This window comes from Bradyrhizobium sp. USDA 4341 (genome assembly GCF_054063755.1).
This window is the reverse complement of the sequence record NZ_JBSSGO010000002.1, coordinates 9,773,261-9,790,886: the sequence shown is the minus strand read 5'-3', so window position 1 is coordinate 9,790,886 and position 17,626 is coordinate 9,773,261. Positions and strand designations below refer to the sequence as shown.

The 17,626-nt window shown below is 66.7% G+C and carries 19 protein-coding genes; 10 read left to right on the top strand and 9 right to left on the bottom strand.

The genetic code is table 11. The annotated features are described in order from the left end of the window. Positions 1 to 2 precede the first annotated feature (2 nt). Positions 3 to 485 (bottom strand): EF-hand domain-containing protein, encoded by a 483-nt coding sequence (locus ACVIGB_RS51295; protein ID WP_456725236.1) that lies wholly within the window; start codon positions 483 to 485, stop codon positions 3 to 5. Between the two features lie 157 nt (positions 486 to 642). Next, complete coding sequence (locus tag ACVIGB_RS51290) at positions 643 to 1,110, bottom strand: MarR family winged helix-turn-helix transcriptional regulator (protein WP_456723488.1); 468 nt, start codon at positions 1,108 to 1,110, stop codon at positions 643 to 645. 147 nt (positions 1,111 to 1,257) lie between these two features. On the opposite strand from ACVIGB_RS51290, the gene ACVIGB_RS51285 reads away from it, so the two are divergent. Then, positions 1,258 to 1,659: an Ohr family peroxiredoxin gene (locus ACVIGB_RS51285; protein WP_456723489.1), complete on the top strand. Its 402-nt coding sequence runs from the start codon at positions 1,258 to 1,260 to the stop codon at positions 1,657 to 1,659. A 101-nt stretch (positions 1,660 to 1,760) separates the two neighbouring features. Beyond that, positions 1,761 to 2,165: a cupin domain-containing protein gene (locus ACVIGB_RS51280; RefSeq protein WP_456725237.1), complete on the top strand. Its 405-nt coding sequence runs from the start codon at positions 1,761 to 1,763 to the stop codon at positions 2,163 to 2,165. A 51-nt stretch (positions 2,166 to 2,216) separates the two neighbouring features. Here ACVIGB_RS51280 and ACVIGB_RS51275 read toward each other — a convergent pair whose 3' ends face one another. Then, positions 2,217 to 3,734, bottom strand: coding sequence for an MFS transporter (locus ACVIGB_RS51275; RefSeq protein ID WP_456723490.1), 1,518 nt, complete (start codon positions 3,732 to 3,734; stop codon positions 2,217 to 2,219). Positions 3,735 to 3,948: 214 nt separating this feature from the next. On the opposite strand from ACVIGB_RS51275, the gene ACVIGB_RS51270 reads away from it, so the two are divergent. Continuing rightward, positions 3,949 to 4,851: a LysR family transcriptional regulator gene (locus tag ACVIGB_RS51270; protein WP_456723491.1), complete on the top strand. Its 903-nt coding sequence runs from the start codon at positions 3,949 to 3,951 to the stop codon at positions 4,849 to 4,851. 6 nt (positions 4,852 to 4,857) lie between these two features. Here the strand turns inward: ACVIGB_RS51270 and ACVIGB_RS51265 are convergent, their stop codons facing one another. Further along, the gene (locus tag ACVIGB_RS51265) at positions 4,858 to 5,769 is read right to left on the bottom strand and encodes a LysR family transcriptional regulator (RefSeq protein ID WP_456723492.1); all 912 of its coding nucleotides are present in this window, start codon (positions 5,767 to 5,769) and stop codon (positions 4,858 to 4,860) included. A 124-nt stretch (positions 5,770 to 5,893) separates the two neighbouring features. On the opposite strand from ACVIGB_RS51265, the gene ACVIGB_RS51260 reads away from it, so the two are divergent. Both ACVIGB_RS51260 and ACVIGB_RS51255 read left to right on the top strand, forming a co-directional pair. Then, the gene (locus ACVIGB_RS51260) at positions 5,894 to 7,330 is read left to right on the top strand and encodes an MFS transporter (RefSeq protein WP_456723493.1); all 1,437 of its coding nucleotides are present in this window, start codon (positions 5,894 to 5,896) and stop codon (positions 7,328 to 7,330) included. A gap of 20 nt (positions 7,331 to 7,350) precedes the next feature. Further along, complete coding sequence (locus ACVIGB_RS51255) at positions 7,351 to 7,860, top strand: DUF1993 domain-containing protein (protein WP_456723494.1); 510 nt, start codon at positions 7,351 to 7,353, stop codon at positions 7,858 to 7,860. Between the two features lie 3 nt (positions 7,861 to 7,863). On the opposite strand, the gene ACVIGB_RS51250 is transcribed toward ACVIGB_RS51255, so the two are convergent. From ACVIGB_RS51250 to ACVIGB_RS51240, 3 genes are all read right to left on the bottom strand, one after another. Then, complete coding sequence (locus tag ACVIGB_RS51250; RefSeq protein WP_456723495.1) at positions 7,864 to 9,327, bottom strand: M20/M25/M40 family metallo-hydrolase; 1,464 nt, start codon at positions 9,325 to 9,327, stop codon at positions 7,864 to 7,866. A gap of 71 nt (positions 9,328 to 9,398) precedes the next feature. Further along, entirely contained in the window at positions 9,399 to 10,577 is a 1,179-nt protein-coding gene (locus tag ACVIGB_RS51245; protein ID WP_456723496.1) for an MFS transporter, read from the bottom strand. After that, on the bottom strand, positions 10,574 to 11,131 hold the full coding sequence (locus tag ACVIGB_RS51240; RefSeq protein ID WP_456723497.1) for an N-acetyltransferase family protein: 558 nt from the start codon (positions 11,129 to 11,131) through the stop codon (positions 10,574 to 10,576). Before ACVIGB_RS51240 ends, ACVIGB_RS51245 begins: the two co-directional genes overlap by 4 nt. A gap of 99 nt (positions 11,132 to 11,230) precedes the next feature. On the opposite strand from ACVIGB_RS51240, the gene ACVIGB_RS51235 reads away from it, so the two are divergent. Continuing rightward, positions 11,231 to 12,133 (top strand): LysR family transcriptional regulator, encoded by a 903-nt coding sequence (locus tag ACVIGB_RS51235; RefSeq protein WP_456723498.1) that lies wholly within the window; start codon positions 11,231 to 11,233, stop codon positions 12,131 to 12,133. Positions 12,134 to 12,169: 36 nt separating this feature from the next. On the opposite strand, the gene ACVIGB_RS51230 is transcribed toward ACVIGB_RS51235, so the two are convergent. Continuing rightward, a complete protein-coding gene (locus ACVIGB_RS51230) occupies positions 12,170 to 12,967 on the bottom strand; it encodes a DUF899 domain-containing protein (RefSeq protein ID WP_456723499.1) in 798 nt (265 codons plus the stop codon). 213 nt (positions 12,968 to 13,180) lie between these two features. On the opposite strand from ACVIGB_RS51230, the gene ACVIGB_RS51225 reads away from it, so the two are divergent. The 4 genes from ACVIGB_RS51225 to ACVIGB_RS51210 all read left to right on the top strand — a co-directional run bounded on the left by ACVIGB_RS51225 (position 13,181) and on the right by ACVIGB_RS51210 (position 16,086). Next, positions 13,181 to 13,690: a MarR family winged helix-turn-helix transcriptional regulator gene (locus ACVIGB_RS51225; RefSeq protein ID WP_456723500.1), complete on the top strand. Its 510-nt coding sequence runs from the start codon at positions 13,181 to 13,183 to the stop codon at positions 13,688 to 13,690. Then, complete coding sequence (locus ACVIGB_RS51220) at positions 13,687 to 14,547, top strand: DMT family transporter (protein WP_456723501.1); 861 nt, start codon at positions 13,687 to 13,689, stop codon at positions 14,545 to 14,547. The genes ACVIGB_RS51225 and ACVIGB_RS51220 overlap by 4 nt, the downstream gene beginning before the upstream one ends. A 99-nt stretch (positions 14,548 to 14,646) precedes the next feature. Then, on the top strand, positions 14,647 to 15,519 hold the full coding sequence (locus ACVIGB_RS51215) for a bifunctional helix-turn-helix transcriptional regulator/GNAT family N-acetyltransferase (RefSeq protein ID WP_456723502.1): 873 nt from the start codon (positions 14,647 to 14,649) through the stop codon (positions 15,517 to 15,519). Between the two features lie 69 nt (positions 15,520 to 15,588). Next, positions 15,589 to 16,086 (top strand): peptide deformylase, encoded by a 498-nt coding sequence (locus ACVIGB_RS51210; RefSeq protein ID WP_456723503.1) that lies wholly within the window; start codon positions 15,589 to 15,591, stop codon positions 16,084 to 16,086. Positions 16,087 to 16,257: 171 nt separating this feature from the next. Here ACVIGB_RS51210 and ACVIGB_RS51205 read toward each other — a convergent pair whose 3' ends face one another. Further along, on the bottom strand, positions 16,258 to 17,520 hold the full coding sequence (locus ACVIGB_RS51205; RefSeq protein WP_456723504.1) for a serine hydrolase domain-containing protein: 1,263 nt from the start codon (positions 17,518 to 17,520) through the stop codon (positions 16,258 to 16,260). Positions 17,521 to 17,626 lie beyond the last annotated feature (106 nt).

Below are 17,626 nucleotides of genomic sequence, written 5' to 3'. Positions count from 1 at the left end.
GCTCAGGATCGCTTGCCTCTGCCGCCCGGCCGCTTCTGCTCGGTTCCGGAATCCTTCAGTTCGTCCGGCGTGACGCGGCAGTCGCCGTTCTTGTCGTTCTGCAGGATGAACTCGTTCGGCTTCTCGACGAACTCGCGGCGGGTAATCTTGCCGTCCTGGTTCTCGTCGAAGTAACCGAAATCCGCATCGGCGAGCGCGCTGCCGGCGCGGCGAACGCCCTCGAACTCCGCAGGCGTGAGTTGTCCGTCGTGATTGCGGTCGGCGCGATCGAACAGCCGCCCGAGATAGGCTTTCCACTCGTCGCAGGTGTAAACGCCATCATGATTGGCGTCCCAGATCTCGGCCGCGACCGCCGGCGAACGATCGCCGCCTGCGCGCGGCGATGGCTGCGCTCGATCCAGTGAGGCCGGTTGCGCCACGGCAAACGACGCTGCCGTACAAAGCAAACTCGCCGTCGCGATCATCCCGCAGACGGATGGCAACATTCTGCGCAAGCTGAACTCTCCTCCGCGTCATCCAGAAGCGGAGCGGAGTTGCCGGTTGCGCCGTGGCGAAAGTGCGGAACGACGCGGCGCGGATACAGCCCGTTACAATTTGATCCGGCAGCACGTCGTGAAGTATCGGCGCGCCGCTGCCGCAGCATCAGCCCTTCTTCGAATCGCCGCGCGTGTGGTGCAGCAGATTGTCGCGCAGCCTGACCACGCTCTTCTGCACGATCGGAAATTCATCTCCGAGCCCGGTGGCGTCGACCAGGGACGCGTTGATCTCCTTCTCGAGCAGGCGCCGGCCCGCCGCCGTCAGGCTCACCCGCACCTGCCGCTCATCGGCGGGATCGCGGACGCGGCTGATGTAGCCGCTCTGCTCCAGCTTCTTGAGGATCGGCGTCAGCGTGTTGGATTCCAGGAACAGCTTCTCGCCGAGTTCGCTCACGGTCTGCTCGTCGCCCTCCGACAGCGCGATCATGGCAATGTACTGGGTGTAGGTCAGGCCGACCGCGTCCAGGATCGGCTTGTAGGCGCGGCCAAAGGCCAGATTGGCCGAATAGACCGCAAAGCACAGAAAATTCGAGAGTTTTCGGCCTTTGGTCTCGGCCTTGGCGGTGCGGGTCACGGGCGTCTCCGGAGTTTGTGAAGTCTCGGCCAATATAAATCGCATCCGATTAAATCGGAAGTGCTTGACATGGTCAAGCGCGAGGCCTATTTCAACGCGCGTCCGATTAGATCGGATACGATTTATATTCAACCAAAGGAGCTCGCCATGACCGCCAATGCAAAGGTTCTCGCCACCGGAAAGACCCACGTCACCGCCGGCCCGAACGGCGCCGCCCGCTCGCGCGACGGCTTCCTCGACGTCAAGCTGCCGCAGCCGCACCCCGCCGCCGAAAACCTGTTCGCCTCCGCCTGGTCGGCCTGCTACATCGGCGCGATCCAGCTCGCCGCCGGACAGCGCAAGGTCAAGCTCGCGAGCGAGCCCGAGGTCGACGCAGAGATCGATCTGAACCAGGCCGGTAGCGCCTTCTTCCTGAGCGCGCGCCTCAACGTCCACGTTCCCGGCGTCGAGCGCGAGGTTGCCCAGGAGCTGATCGAAGCCGCGCACGGCATCTGCCCCTACTCCAAGGCAGTCCACGGCAACATCGACGTCACCACCACCCTCGTCTGAGACGATCGCATGACGACCTCCGACGCGGACCGGCGGCCTGCCGGTCCGCGGTCGGACAAGTCCAGAAGACAACCCCGGAGTTCAACATGACCAGCAAGCTGATGACGGCGACGCGCCTGCTCGCAAGAGCGGCCCTGATCGCCGGAAGTTTCCTGACGATACCGACGGCCCAGGCGCAGCAGCCGGCCGGCTTCACGCGAACCGACCTGCAACGCCACGACCTCAGCGCGCCCGGACGTGAAGCCGTCCAGGCGCGTGTCGACATCGCGCCCGGCAAGGCATTCGGCCGGCATACGCATCCCGGCGAAGAGATTATCTATGTGCTCGCCGGGACGCTCGAATACGATGTCGACGGCAGACCGCCGGCAACGCTGAAGGCGGGCGACGTGCTGTTCATCCCCGCAGGCACGATCCATGCGGCAAGGAACGTCGGCAGCGTCACCGCCAGCGAGCTTGCGACCTATGTCGTCGAGAAGGACAAGCCGCTGCTGACCCTCGTGAAGTGATCTCCGCTGCCCGCCCGCCCCTGTCCTGGGGCGAGCGCGGCGACATCAGGTTCACTTGGTGCACTGAACTTCGGCCTGCCGCACCGGCCGAGCGCTGAAGATCAGGAAGCTCAACGCGGCCATGATCCACACGCCGGTGCCGCCATAGAGCATCACCCAGCCAAAGCCGCTCGCCAGCGCCTGGTGCACGACAGGGCCGGTCAGCTCCGGCGCGGATGCGGCATCACCGGCCGCGATCCGTTCCGCGATGCTGCGGAGCTGCGCGCCGTCCAGCGCGGGCAGCACGGCCTTCAGATGCGCCAGCACGCCGCTCGCCAAGATGAAGCCCATCAGGGCGATGTTGACCGAAAGCGAGACCATCCGCGCGCTCATGTCGATGCCGGAGGCCATGCCGGCGCGGTCGCTCGAGACCGAGCCCGTCGTCGTGTTGGTGACCGGCGTGTTGGTGATGCCGAGGCCAATTCCGGCGATCAGGCAGCCCGGCAGCATCGTCAGCCAGTCGGGCTGTGCGGCGGCGCTGCCGAACTTCATCAGCATGAATCCGACGCCGATGGTGAACAGACCGGCTGGAATGACCAGGCCCGGCTGGTAGCGCAGCGACAGGCGCTCGGCGAAGGGTGGCATCACCAGCGTCGGCAGCGTGTAAGCGAGCAGCGCGAGGCCGGCGGACACGCTGTCATAGCCAAGTCCGGCGTGAAACCAGATCGGCAGATAGATCATGAAAGGCCAGTAGCTGAGGTTCATCGCGGCCGAGCCGACGATCGAGCCGGAGAAAGCCGGGATGCGAAAGACCGAGAAGTCGAACATCGGCCGCCGGCTCACTCTCCCCGCAACGAGGAATGCGATGAAGCTCAGCGCGGAGACGCCGAGGATCGCGAGCCCCTTCGGGCTGACGAAGCCGAGATCCGGCCCCTGCGTGATGTAGAAGGCGAGGCAGAACACCGCGAGCGACATCGTCACGATGCCGGCGACATCGAGGCTGCTCGCCTTCGGATCCTTCGATTCATGCACGCCGCCGATCGTGAGCACGAACGCGACGGCTGCGAACAGCACGTGGACAAGGAATACCCATTCCCAGCTCAGCAGCGCGACCACAGCACCGCCGATGATCGGCCCGAAGCCGAGACCGATGCCGAAGATCACGCCCCACCAGCCCCAGGCGACGGCGCGCACCCGGCCGCCCTGGAATTCGTGCGACAGCACGGCGATCTGGCAGATCAAGAGCGCACCGCCGCTCAGGCCCTGCAGCAACCGGGCGATGATCAGCATTTCGACGCTCTGGGCGACGCCGCAGATCAGCGAGGTGATGCCGAATGCCGCGATCGCGACCAGGAAGATGCGCTTGCGCCCGTAGCGGTCCGCCACCGTCCCGATCGCCATCAGCACCGTGGTCACCGCGATCGTGTAGGCGTTCATGATCCATTGCAGCGCCTTGAAGTCGGCATGCAGCACCCGCTCCAGCGTCGGCAGGATCGCCGGAATGCTGGATATCTCCAATCCAAACATCAGGCAGGCGAGACATACGGCGGACAACACGACGGCGCCGCGGCGGCTCAGTTCAGTGGACATGATCAGGCCTTTTGTTGTGGCAAGCCAACGGCATACCGCACGCTGTTGCCAGGGTGCTGGCAGCAGCGTCGGTCGATCGACTCACGATGTATTGAGGCAGCAACGGCAGGAATCGGGTGGCCGCGGCGCTTCACAACGCAAAGCTAGTCACGGCTTGAGCATTGGTGAATTGGATGACTAGATATTTCAGAGACAACAATTCCGGATGACTGACATGACCACGCTCGACATCGATGCCGTGAAGACCTTCCTGACCATCGCCGACCTCAGGAGTTTTACGCGCGCAGCCGAAACGCTCGGCACCACGCAGGGCGCGATCAGCGTCAAGCTGAAGCGGCTCGAGAGCCAGGTCGGCCACAGGCTGATCGAGCGTACACCGCGGCTGGTGCGCCTGTCGGCACAGGGCGCCGCGTTCCTCGCGCCCGCACGCGACCTGCTCGCCGCACATGATCGCGCCGTCGCGGGGCTATCGCCGGCGCGGCCACGCCGCTTCTCGCTCGGCATTGCCACCCATGTCGGAGGCGCCGAGGTCCCAACCCTGCTGGCGCGGCTCCACGCGCACGATCCGGCGCTGACCATCGAGGTCCGGCTCGATGATTCCCGCGATCTCCTCACCGCCTTCGATCGCGGCGACATCGATGCCGCCATCATCCGCCGCGAGGACGACGGCCGCGACGGCGAGATGCTGACGACGGACCACTATGGCTGGTTCGCGACGCCGGACTTTGTCCGTCGCACGGGCGAGCCGCTGCGCCTGGCCGCCTCCTCGCCATCCTGCGGCGTGCTCAACATTGCGACCCGCGCGCTCGCGGCGGCAGGCATCCCGTGGACGGAAAGCTTCCTCGGCTGCGGATCCTTTGCGGTCGCCGATGCGGTGGCCGCCGGGCTCGCCACGTCGGTGTTCTCCTGCCGGCTTGCGCCTGCCGGAACGATCGAGGTCAGCCGGCGGTTTGGCCTGCCTGCCCTTCCGCCCTCCGAGATTGTGCTGCTGTCCGCGCTCTCGGATGCGAGATCCCGCGCCACGCTGAAGGCGATCGTCAGTGCGTTTCGCGAGCATCATCGGCTGCCTGCGGATCGCGCGGCACGGACCATCCCGGCGGAAGTTCTCGAGATGTGAACGGTCCTATCGCCGTGCGCGGCCGGCTCGCCTTCCCTCGAACAGCGCGCGCTCCGATGCGAGCGCCTTGGCCAGAAAATCGAGCGTGGCGCGGATGCGCGCGGTGCGCTTGAGATCGTCATGCGTCAACAGCCACAGCGCTGATCGCGGCTCAGCGAGCGCCTTGGGTGTCAGGCGGCGCAGCGCGGGCGCGAGATCGCCGACATAGCAGGGAAGCAACGCAAGCCCCAGTCCGGCAGCCGCGGCATCGCGCAACGCCGGAAGCGCATCGACGCGGCAAGCGAAGCGCGCCGAGCGCAGGTTCTCGCGCATCCAGCCGGCGATCACGGTCTCAGCCAGCGTATCGTCGAGCCCGACCCAGTCGTGTGCCGACAGATCCTTGTCGTCATGCCGGGCGAGATAGGCCCGCGACCCGTAGACCGCATGGGCAATATCGGCGACGCGCCGTCCGACCAGCAGCTCGGACGGCGCCGGCGTCGGCCGGATCGCGATCTCAGCCTCGCGGCGCGTCAGGTTCGCCATGGCATTCGAGATGATGATCTCCGGCTGGATCTCCGGATGCGCAGCGCGCATCGCGGGCAGATGCCGCATCAGCACCGCGCCGAGCGTATCCGTCGTCGTGATCCGGACCGGGCCTGATGGCCTCAAGTCCTGTCCCGCCAGCCTGCGCTCGAGCGCGAGCACTTCGTCCTCAAGCCGCGCCGCCGACGCCGCCGCGGTCTCGCCGGCCGGCGTCGGCGCGTAACCATCGCGGAAGCGCTCGAACAGGCGCGTGCCGATCGCTGCTTCGATCGCGCCGAGGCGGCGAAACACCGTCGAATGCGTGACGCCCAGTCTGCGCGCCGCCCCGGACAGGCTGCCTTCGCGCGCGACGGCGAGAACGAGGCGAAGATCATTCCAGTCCAGCGGGCTGTTCATTCTTGCAAACTCGATTAGCAGAGTTCGCGAATACCTTATCACAAACAGACAGGCCATCTTCCCGAAATGTTCGGCAGACCGGCGCACCTCGTGCGCCGCGCCGGCAACGCAGAGGAGATGGCGGGTGACAAGCGAGACCACCGAGACGTTGCAATTGCACGACACGCGGCCCGCAACGGTCGACCCGCGGCGATGGCTGGCGCTGCCCGTGCTGCTCACCGGCGCCTTCCTGCCGATCCTCGACTTCAACGTCGTCAACCTCGCGCTACCAGCCATTCGCGACAATCTCGGCGCGACGGCGAGCGAGGTGCAGTTCGTGATCTCGGCCTATGCCGCGACCTACGCGGTGTTCCTGATCACGGGCGGCCGGCTCGGCGACCTGCTCGGCCGCCGGCGCATGTTCCTGACCGGGGTTGCCGGTTTCACGATCGCGTCGGTGCTGTGCGGCGTTGCCTGGTCGCCGGACGTGCTCGTCGCCGGGCGGATCCTGCAAGGCCTCACCGCCACCGTGATGGCGCCGCAGGTGCTCGCCTCGATCCGCGTGCTGTTTCCGCCGGCCGAACAGGGCCGCGCGCTCGGCTTCTACGGCGCGACGTTCGGCCTTGCCAACATCTGCGGCCAGGTGCTGGGCGGCGTCCTGGTCTCGGCCCATCCGTTCGGACTGGCCTGGCAGGCGATCTTCCTCATCAACGTGCCGATCGGCCTCGCCGCGTTCATCGGCGGACTTCTGTTCCTGACCGACTCGCGTGCCGAGCGTGCCCAACGGCTCGACATCGGCGGCGTCATCCTGCTGTCGCTTACGCTAGGCCTGCTGGTCTATCCGCTGATCGAGGGACGAGAATCCGGCTGGCCGGCCTGGATCGTCGCGACGCTGCTGGCCTCTCCGCTGATGCTCGCCGCCTTCGTCCGCTTCGAGGCGCGCCTCGCAGCCCGCGGCGGCGACCCGCTGGTCGCACTGCATCTGCTGCGCAACAGCGATTTCGTCATCGGGCTGGTGATGGCGCTCGCCTTCTACATGCTGTCGTCGTTCTACCTGACCTTTGCGGTCTACCTGCAGAGCGGGCTGCATTTTTCACCGCTGGCGGCTGGCCTCGCCACCCTGCCCTTTGCCACCGGCTTCTTCGTGAGTTCGCTGGTGTCGTCGCTGGTGATGCAATGGCTCGGCGCACGCACGCTGACGGTGGGCTTCGCGCTCCAGGTCATCGGGTTTGGTGTCGTGATGCTGTCGGTCAGTGGCACGCTACCCCAAAGCCTTGAATTCGGCCTGATCTGCGGTGGACTGGGCTTCGGCACCGTGATGCCGTCGGTCATCAAGGCCGTGATCGGCAGCATCGATCCGCGTCACGCCGGGCTGGCATCGGGGATGATGATCTCGACCTTCCAGATCGGCGCCGCACTCGGCGTCGCCGTGATCGGCGGCGTCTTCTACAGCCTGCTCGGGCCGCATCCGCAGGCCGACGATTATGCCCACGCCTTCACGGTCGCGCTCGGCTGCAATGTCGCGCTGCTGGCGCTCGGCGGCTGGCTATCGCTGTGGCTGCCGCGCGAGCCTTCGGCTTGAGTTGGGACGAGGACAATTCCATGAACGCCCCGTTATACGACGCCTCCGTTCCCGTGTTCCGGCAGATGCTCGACGCACTCGCCGATCTCCTGCGCAAGGGCGAGGCCCACGCCCGGGAACGCGGCCTCGATCTCGACGCCGTGCTCGCGGCGCGGCTGGCGCCGGACATGCTGAATTTGGCCGGCCAGGTGCAACGGGCCAGCGATCACGCCAAGGGCGCTGCCGGGCGGCTCGCCGGCCTCGAGCCACCGCCCTTTGCCGATGACGAACAGAGCCTCGCCGACGCCTACGCCCGGATAGCGCGAACGCTCGACTACATCGACACAGTCCCGGTTCGGGCCTTCGACCGAGCGGCGGAACGCACCATCACCCTGCCCTTCGGCGTCCCGCAAATGCCTGCAGCGCGCTATCTGTACGGCTTCGCGCTGCCGAGCCTGTTCTTCCACGTCGCCACCGCCTACGCCATCCTGCGCCATCGCGGCGTGCCGCTCGGCAAGCGTGACTTCCTGGGCAAATACCTCTCGGAGTGACCTCTATTTCTTCGCAACCTCGCGAAGCGTGTTGTAGACCCACTCCGCCCCCTGCTTGATGGCCTCGACGCCGATCCTTTCGTCGTTGCCATGCATCCGGCTCAGGATGTCGTCGTCGAGCGGATAGGGATAGATGCCGTAGACGGGCACGTTGCGCTCGCGCCAGGCGATGGCGTCGGTGCCCGCTTCGAACATCGTCGGCACCAGGACGGCGTCCTTCCAGACCCGCTTTGCGTTGCGGTCCAGCGCCGCATAGAGCTCGGTATTGATGGGTGACGCCGGGATCTTGGAGCGCGTCAAGTAAGCGTCCCGCGCATCCTGTTGCGACAGCGACGTTACAATGCTGACTTCGATGCCGGGATCGCCGATCACGCGCTTGATCTCCTCGATCATCTGATCCGTGGTGGTGCCCGGCAGCAGCCGCGTGTTCACGACCGCCTTGGCGTCGCCAGGAATGACGTTGGGCTTGATGCCGGCGTCGATCATCGTAATGACCATGGTGTCGCGCAGCAGCGCGTGCAGCAGCAGGCTGTCCTTGGGATTGTCGGCGACCAGCTTCTTTCCGGCTGCATCGAGATCGCCCTGGTCCCTTGCGGCCAGTAGCTGCTTGATGTCAGCTGCCGTCTGCTCCGAACTGATCGGAAGCAGCGCCTTGAAATAGGCTTCGGTCGCCGGCACCAGCTTGACGGCCGGATCATGCACCGCCAGCTTGGCCAGCGCCGCGATCAGGCGGTCGTTGGCCATCGCACCTGCCGGGAACGGCCGCGAGGAATGACCGGAGGGACCGGTCGCCTTCAAGGCGAAGGTCGCCGAGAGCTTTTCCGCCGTCGTAACATTGATCTGGCGCACCGTGCCATCGCGCTCTTGCAGGACATAGCCGCCTTCGTTCAGCGCGAATTCGGCTTCGATCTTATCCCAATGGTCCTTCGCCAGCCACACCGTGCTGTACTGCCCCTGCTCCTCGTCGGCCTCGGCCAGGAAGATCACGTCGCGCGACAGCGGCGTCTTCTCCTCCGCAAGCCGCATCACCGCGCTGGCGAAGACGGCAAGCCCGCCCTTGAAGTCCATCGCGCCGCGCCCGTAGACGAAGCCGTCCTTCTCGACACCGGCGAACGGCTCCACGGTCCACTTGTCGCGCTCGACCGGAACGACGTCGGCATGCGCTGCCAGCAGCACCGGTTTCCGCGAACCATCGCTGCGCAGCCGCGCGATGAAATGCGCGGCCTTGCCGTTCGGGGCGACGAAGATGTCCACCTCGGCGCCGAGCGGCGCGAATTGTGATTTCAGATACTCGGCGAGCGCCCGCGTATCGCCTGGGCCATTCGACGTATCGAAGGAGATCAGCTTCTTGAGCAGCGCAACCGTCCGGTCGCCGGGCTGCTCGGCACGCGCCTGTCCCGCTCCGGCACAGGACAGCAACGCGGCAAGGGCCAACGCAACGACGCGGGTCTTGGTCGACGGCACCATGTTCTTCTTTCTCCCTTATCTGGTTTTGAAACAGGATAGCTTGCGCCGCTCACCGCAGCGAGTCCTTGAGCTCAAGAAGTTCTGGGGAACATCACCTTCAGCATCGCGGCCGCGAGCAACGTCGTCACGGCAAGGCCGGTGGAGAGATAGAGCGCGCTGGCATCGCCGTACCGGTCGATCACGATCGCATAGACCAGCGGCGCCGCTGCGGGCAGGATGAAGCTCGGAACGATGAGCCGGCCGACCAGCGTGCCATAGCTGCGGTGATCGAACAGGATCAGCGGCAGCGTTCCCCTGGTGATGGTCAGAATGCCGTTGCAGGCGCCGTAGAGCAGCGCGAAGGCGATCCCCATCTCCTTTGACGTTCCACTGAACAGTCCGGCGATGAACGACAGCGGCATGATCAGGCAGGCCATCAAATTGAGCGCGAGCGGATCGAGCCGTGCACCGAACAGAACTTCGCAGAGACGCGCGGCGGATTGCCCAATGCCCCGGAGCGTCGCGATCCATACCGCCACCGTGACGGTGAGCCCGAGCCCGGCGAGCACTGCGATCATGTGCGCGGACATGCCGGCATTCAGGAAATTCGCGCCGGTCATGATGACGGCGTAGAGGGCGCCTGCCGCCGCAAGCTGCCGGCGGCTGGCGGCGCGTGGTTGCTTGGATGCCGGCGCCGTGGAGCTCGGCACGCCGGCAAACCGCTTGTTCGGGATCAGCAGATGCAGCGGGACCGTCAGCAGTGCGAGACCGGCATAGACCAGCACCGCAATGCGCCAGCCGAAATGCTCCGAGAGCATATGGCCGAGCGGCCAGAACACGGTGGCCGCCAGGCCACCGAGCAGGGTGATTCCGGACATCGCGCGGCGCGCGCCCGGTCCGCCGATCCGGGCCAGCGCGGCGAACGCCGCATCGTACAGCGTCAGCCGCATGCCGAGGCCGAGCACGATCCAGGATGCGAAATAGGTCGAGATCTGATGCGAGACCGCGAGACCGGCGCAGCCGAGCGCGTTGATTACAGCACCTGCGACCATGGCCTCGCGGCCACCGCTTCTGTCCACCCATCTCCCCGCAAGCGGTGACGCCACACCCATCGCCAAGAGCGACGCGGCGAAGCCGCCGTAGACGATGTCGCGCCCCCAGCCGAGATCCGCTGATATCTGCTCGCCGAAGCCGCCGATCAGATAGTAGGTGGCGCCCCACGAGATCAGTTGAGCCAGCCCGAGGGCGGCCACGACGCGGCGGGCGATCACCGTGGCAATTCCCTCTCCGCGGGAAGCGTGAATGCGCCCGGCCCAAGCGGCCGCTGCATCAGCACGGTGTCGACCCATTGCCCCAGCTTGAAGCCGACCGATCTCAGCGTCCCGACCATCTCGAAGCCCATGCGACGGTGCAGCGCGATTGATCCGGCGTTGCCGCTGTTGCCGATAACGGCCAGCATCTGCCGCCACGGCCCCGCTTCGGTGCGCGCGATCAAGCCCTGAAGCAGCGCCGCGCCGATACCGCGGCCGTGTAGCCCGTCGGACACGTAGACCGAGTCCTCGATGGTGTGGCGATAGGCCGGCCGCGGCCGATACGCTGTCGCATAGCAATAGCCGGCGACAAGGCCATCCACCTCAGCCACCAGATACGGCAAGCCCGCGGCCACCACCGCGTTCCGGCGGCTGCGCATCTCGTCCACCGTCGGCGGCACTTCCTCGAAGGTCGCCAGTCCGTTGAGCACGTGATGGGCGTAGATGCCCTGCACGTCAGCCATGTCGTCGTCCGCTGCGTCGCGCACCACGACGCCGTTGTTGCCTGCCGCCATTCCGTCTCTCACCCGAGCCGTCAATCTTGCCCAAGCATGCGCCCTCGCGTTATATAAGTGAAGCTTTGGTTGGTTATGCGCAGCATAAGAGATGCTTTGATGAAGAACCTCAACCTCGACTATCTCGAAAGCTTCGCCGTCGTAGTCGATTGCGGCAGCTTCTCCGCCGCGGCCGAGCGGCTGCAGCTGACCCAGCCTGCGGTGAGCCTCCAGGTGCGCCAGCTCGAGCGCAGCCTGAATGCGACCTTGATCGAGCGGGTCGGACGCAAGGCCAGACCGACCGCCGCCGGCGTCGCGTTGCTCTCGCACGCGCAGCAGATCAGCGCGGCGGTGACGTCGGCGGTCGACGCCGTTGCGCAGCAGACCACGGGAACGGCAGGCCGCGTGCGGCTCGGCACCGGCGCGACCGCCTGCATCTTCCTGCTGCCGCCGATCCTGAAGGAGCTGCGCGCCGCACTGCCCTCGCTCGAGATCACGGTCACGACCGGCAACACGGCGGAGATCGCGCGGGCGGTCGAGGACAACGCGATCGACGTCGGGCTGGTCACGCTGCCGGTGTCGGGGCGCAGCTTCGAGATCACCCCCGTCATGAATGACGAGTTCGTGCTGATCGCGCCGCGCGACATGAAGCTGCCGTCGCGAATCACGCCGGAGGTGCTGGCGACCCGGCCGGTTCTGCTGTTCGAACCCGGCGGCAACACAAGGCGCACTGCGGATGAATGGCTGGCGCGCGGCGGCGTGTCGCTGAAGCCGCTGATGTCGCTCGGCAGCGTCGAGGCGATCAAGGAGATGGTGCGCGCCGGCCTCGGCTGCGCGATCCTGCCCGGCATGGCCGTGCCTGCCAAGTCCAAGCAGCGTGACCTGATCGTCCGGTCGCTGTCGCCGAAGCTCCATCGACGGCTCGCCGTCGTGATCCGCCGCGACAAACGCCTCGACCGCGGGCTGCGGCAGACGCTGTCGGCGCTCAAAGCACTCTCGGCGGCGAAGGACAACGACAGGTAAGAGGACGCTGCGTGCGTCCTCCCTGCTCCACCCCCGTCAAGTCGCCTTGCGTTCCTGCTCCGCGATCTTGCGGAACGCGGCCTCGCCGGCGTCGGTCACGGCCGCCCACTTCGCGTTCGGCGCGGCCTCGGCCTCGTAATTGTCGTGCCAGTTCCACCATTTGTAGGTCGGGCCCTGCGGATAGCCTTTCGGCGAATCCTCCCAGAGCTCCTGGCGGCCGAACGGTGTGATGTCGAGATAGCTCCACACCGTGCCCATCGATTCATCGCCGCGGCTGTTGACGAGATAGGTGCGGAAGATCCGCTCACCGTCGCGGACGAACACGTTGTGGCCGTGCCATTCGGCGACGCCGAAGTCGGCATCAAAACTGTCGGTGATCGTGTACCACGGCATCTCCCACTCCATCCGCGCCTTCAGCCGCGCGATGTCGGCCTGCGGCGCGCGCGACGCGTAGGCCAGCGTGGTGTCGCGCTGGTTCAGATGCGAGAGATGGCCGACCTGATCGGCGCCGAGCGAGCAGCCGCGGCAGCCGTGATCCGGCCAGCCGAACACGCCGGGCTCGAAGAACGCGCGGTAGATGATCAGTTGCCGGCGGCCTTCGAACAAATCGAGCAGGCTCGCCTTGCCGTTCGGTCCCTCGAAGACATACGGCTTCTCGACCGCCATCCACGGCATCCGCCGCCGCTCGGCGGCAAGCGCGTCGCGTGCCCGCACCTGCGCCTTCTCCTTCACCAGCATCTCCAGACGCGCCGCCTCCCACGCCTCCCGCGACACCACGGGCGGGGTCTGCATTGCCGCCAGTCCGCCGCGATCGTTTTCAGCCGATTTGCTCATGATGATCTCCATCTCCGAATTGGACGAACTCCGCGACCACGGCGCGGTTCCCGCGCCGAGGCCGTTCGTCATTGGCCATGCCGCAATCTGGCGCGGCGGCAGCGGATGATGGGAGTGACAAGTGTGTCGGGATTTTCGCGCGTGCGCTCCGATCGCCTCAATCTCTTTGCACAATACTTGCATTTTGCAATTATCTGTGCGAGCCTCGCCGCCATGAAGCAAACCGCTGCCCCCGCAACCGACGATGGCCTGAAGCTCAGCGCCTGGCTGCCCTATCGCCTGTTCCTCGTCGCGGCGCAGGTCGCCCGCCCGCTCGAGAGCTTCTACAGCGAGACGTTCGGATTGAGCCAGGCCGGCTGGCGCATCCTCGCCGTCATCGCCGAGCGCGATGCGGCCAACGCCTCCGAGATCGGCCGCGCCTGCGCGCTCGATCCGTTCGCGGTCAGCCGCGGCATCGGCCAGCTCGCAGATCTCGGCTTCGCGGTGCGACGTCCCGGCAAGACCGATCGCCGCTTCGCCGCGGTCAGCATCACCCGCAGCGGCCGGAGCGCCTTCAACCGGATTGCCGCATTGGGCAGCGCGATCGAGGCACGGCTGCTGGCGCGCCTGACGGAGAGCGAGCGGACAACACTTGATTCCGCGCTCACCCGGCTCGAGGGAGAGAGTGCGCGGATCGACGCCGTCGGCTGGCGCGCGCTGCTCGACGACGCCGCAACGCCATGACGGCCGCACTGTTCGCGCTGACCGCACTGCTGTGGGGCGGCGGCGCGCTGGCAACCGCGATGCAGGCCGGCGTCACGCCCGCACCGTGGTCGGTCGCGCTGCGCATGGTGGTCGCGGGCCTCATCCTGCTCGGCTACGGCCGGCTGCGCGGCGTGCCGCTCGCGATCCCGCGCAAGGACCGGCTGGCCGTCGCATTGCAGGGCCTGCTGTTCTTCGCCATTGCCTTCATCGCCTTCTATGAAGCGACCGCGCGCATGCCGAGCGGACTTGCGGCGCTGGTGCTGTCGACATCGGCGCTGTTCGCGGCCGTGATCGCGCGGGCCGCGCTCGGCGTCCCGATCTCGCCAAGCTTCGTGTGGGGCGCGCTGTGCGGCATCCTTGGCCTTGCGATCATCTTCCTGCCTGGCGCCATCGCGCATGGTAGCGCGCCGCTCGCGGGTCTGGCCTGGGCGCTCACAGCGGCGATCGCGACCGGTGCCGGGACGACGGTCGGCGCGCGCAACCAGCGCGCCGGGCTGCCCGTCGTCTCCGTGCTCGCCTGGGGCGCGTTCGTCGGCGCGGCGGCGAGCGCACTGTGGGCTATCGCGACCGGCACGCCGTTTGCCGCCGACGTCTCGCTCTCCTATTTGACGAGCTTCCTCTATCTCGCCATCGCCGCGTCCTGCATCACCTTCATGCTCTATTTCGAGCTGGTGCGCCGGCTTGGTCCCGGCCGCGCCGCCTATACGCTCGCGCTGGTGCCGCTCGTCGCCCTCGTGCTGTCGGCGCTGTTCGAGCATCTCGTGCTGGGCTGGCCGGTGCTCGCCGGCGCAGCCGCGATCCTTGCCGGCAACGTGCTGGTGCTGGCGCGCGGCTAGGTTCCAGCAATATGCGGCTCGCAGCAGGTTCGCACCGGCTCCATCAACGGGATCGGCCGCCGATTGACGCCACAACGATATCTGACTAAAGTCAGATATATGCTCGACCCCGTTTCCCGCGTCCGCCGCTTCAACCGTGCCGTGACCTCCGCGGTCGGCGCGCTCGACACCTCGTTCCTCGGCCGCGGCCGGCCGCTCGGCGCGGCGCGGGTGCTGAACGCGATCGGGCACGGACGCGCCGATGTCGGCGACATCAGGGATTATCTCGGGCTCGATTCCGGCCTGATGAGCCGCCTGTTGCGCAGCCTCGAGGACGAAGGGCTGATCGAGACCACGGCGCATGGCGACGACGCGCGCCGCCGCATCGCCAAACTGACGCCTGCGGGCAAGCGCGAGTTCAATGCCTATGAGGCGATCTCCAACCGGCAGGCCAAGGATTTTCTCGCCCACCACACCCAGCGCGAGGCGCTGCTTTCGGCGATGGATCTGATCGCCTCGGCGCTCGGGCGCGACGGCACGGCACTGCAGGAGATGGACCCGCGCAGCGACGAGGCGCGTTACTGCCTCGGCGAATATTACGCCGAGCTCGCGCGGCGCTTCAAACAGGGTTTTGACGTCAAGCTGTCGCGCGACCCTGATGCGAAGGACATGGTCCGCCCGCGCGGCAGCTTTATCGTGGCGATGTCGGACGGCCTGCCGATCGGCTGCGTCGGGCTGAAGGGCAGCAGCAGTGAGTTCGCGGAGATCAAGCGGCTCTGGGTCGCACCTAGCGCGCGTGGGCTTGGCCTCGGCCGCCGCCTGATGGATGCGGCCGAGAAGGCCGCAGGCGAGCTCGGCATCGTGGTGCTGCGGCTCGACACCAACAGCGCGCTGGCGGAAGCCGGTCAACTCTACCGCCGGACCGGCTGGACCGAGATCCCGCGTTTCAACGACGACCCCTACCCCGACCTGTTCTTCGAGAAGCGCCTCTGAGCGGCGCGACCCACGCTGCCGCCGCATCGGCGTGTTGTCCAGCGCGATGCGCTGGACTAAGACACCGACATGACCATCCGCCCCATCGTCCGCTATACCGATCCGCGGCTTGCGCTGCCGGCCGAGCCGGTGACCATGTTCGACGACCCGCTGCGCGAACTGGCGGCCGACCTGCTCGAGACCATGCATGCGGCACCGGGCATCGGCATCACCGCGCCGCATATCGGCGTGCCACTGCGGGTCGTGGTGCTCGAGCTCGACGCCACCGAAGGGCCGCGGGCCTATGTCAATCCGGAGATCATCTGGACCTCGCCGGAAATGATCCTGCACAAGGAAGGCAGCGTCTCGATGCCCGGCGTCACCGACGACGTCGAGCGCCACGCGCGGGTCCGCATCCGCTATCAGGACGTTTACGGCAACGTGCAGACCGAGGAGTCGGACGGGCTGCGCGCGGTGTGTCACCAGCACGAGATCGATCAGCTCGACGGCGTGTTCTGGATCAGGCGGTTGTCCCGCCTGAAGCGTGAGCGGCTGATCAAGCGGTTCGAGAAGCTGTCGCGGGGATGACGCGGAATCGTAGGGCGGGTTAGCAAAGCGTAAACCCGCCGCAGCCTCGTAGCCCGCATGAGCGAAGCGACATGCGGGATAATCTCCACTGAGCGGATGGAAGAGCCCCGGATATCGCTTCGCTCATCCGGGCTACACGTCCTACGCGACTGACCGAAGCTCCCTGCGTCTCTACCCTCCCGCCATCAAATCCTTCGCCAGCGCCATGTAGGCCGGCAGCGTCACCGGGTCGTTGGCGGCGTTGCCGGCGGCGTGATGCGAGGCGTAGCGCGCGATCACCATCTCGGCTTTCGGATCGATATAGATGCCCTGGCCGTGCACGCCGCGCGCCATGTAGGCGCCGTGCGCGTTGTGCGTCACCCACCACTGATTGCGGTAGGACGCGCCCGGCAAGGTGGTGTAGCCGGCCGGCTTGAATTTCTCGGGATCACCGCCGCGCGCGATGTCCTCGACGACCGTTGACGGCACGATCTGGCGGCCGTTGAAGCGGCCGTGATTGCGGATCGTCTCGCCGAAGCGGGCGAGATCGCGCAGCGTGGTCGACAATCCACCGCCGCCGCTTTCGGTGCCGATGCGATCGACGTGGTAATGCGCGTCCTCTTCCGCGCCCATCGGCGCCCAGATCTTCTCGGACAGCAGGTCCGACAGCGTCATGCCGCTGGCGCGCCGGCAGATGAAAGCCAGCACGTCGGTGTTGACGGTCTTGTAGGCGAAGGCCTTGCCGTGCTCGCCCTGCTTCTGCTGCGCGCAAAGGAAATCGAAGATGTTGGTGGCGCCCTCATAGCCTGCCGGGATCGGCGCCATGCCGTTGGCGCGCCGCAGCCCCCATACGTCGGAGTTCTTGTCGGTATAGACCTCGGTGTATTTGAGGCCCGTGGTCATATCCATCACCTCGTACACGCGCGCATCGCCAAACGCGCTTCGCGCCAGCTCCGGTACGTAGTCGGTCACCGGCGCCTGCGGATCGATCTTGCCCTCGGCAACCAGCATGCCTGCGAGCACGCCGGTGAACGACTTCGTCACCGACATCGCGATATGCGGCTTGTGCGGCTTCAACGCGCCGAAATAGCGCTCGTAGATCAGCCTGCCCCGGTGCAGCACGGCGATGCCATCGGCATAGCTCTCCTCGAGCATGCGCGCGAACGTCTGCGGGCGGCCGTCCATCGTCACCGACGCGGAAGCGCCGATGTCGTGGTCCTCACGCGGCAGCACCGACGCCGGCCCCGCCCCGCGCCAGACATTCACGGTCGGCACCAGCTGGCGGATGTTGCTCCAGGCCCAGCGCAATTCGGGGAAGCTGCGGAACGAGCCGTTCTGGAATGTGATCGTCTTGTCCTGCGGCGGCGGAAAGCCCTGCATCCAGCCGAGCGTCTCGGGACCGCTCTCGGCGGCGGTGGGCGTTTGTTGCGGAGTGGCGGCGGCTGCGACGGACATCAAGGCGGGCTCCAGAGCTGCGATGCGAAATCCGTATCACGCGACGGCACGAGACACATCCCGCGTTTGAGCCGGGGTGACCGGCGCCGCGAGCGCGGGCCGCGGC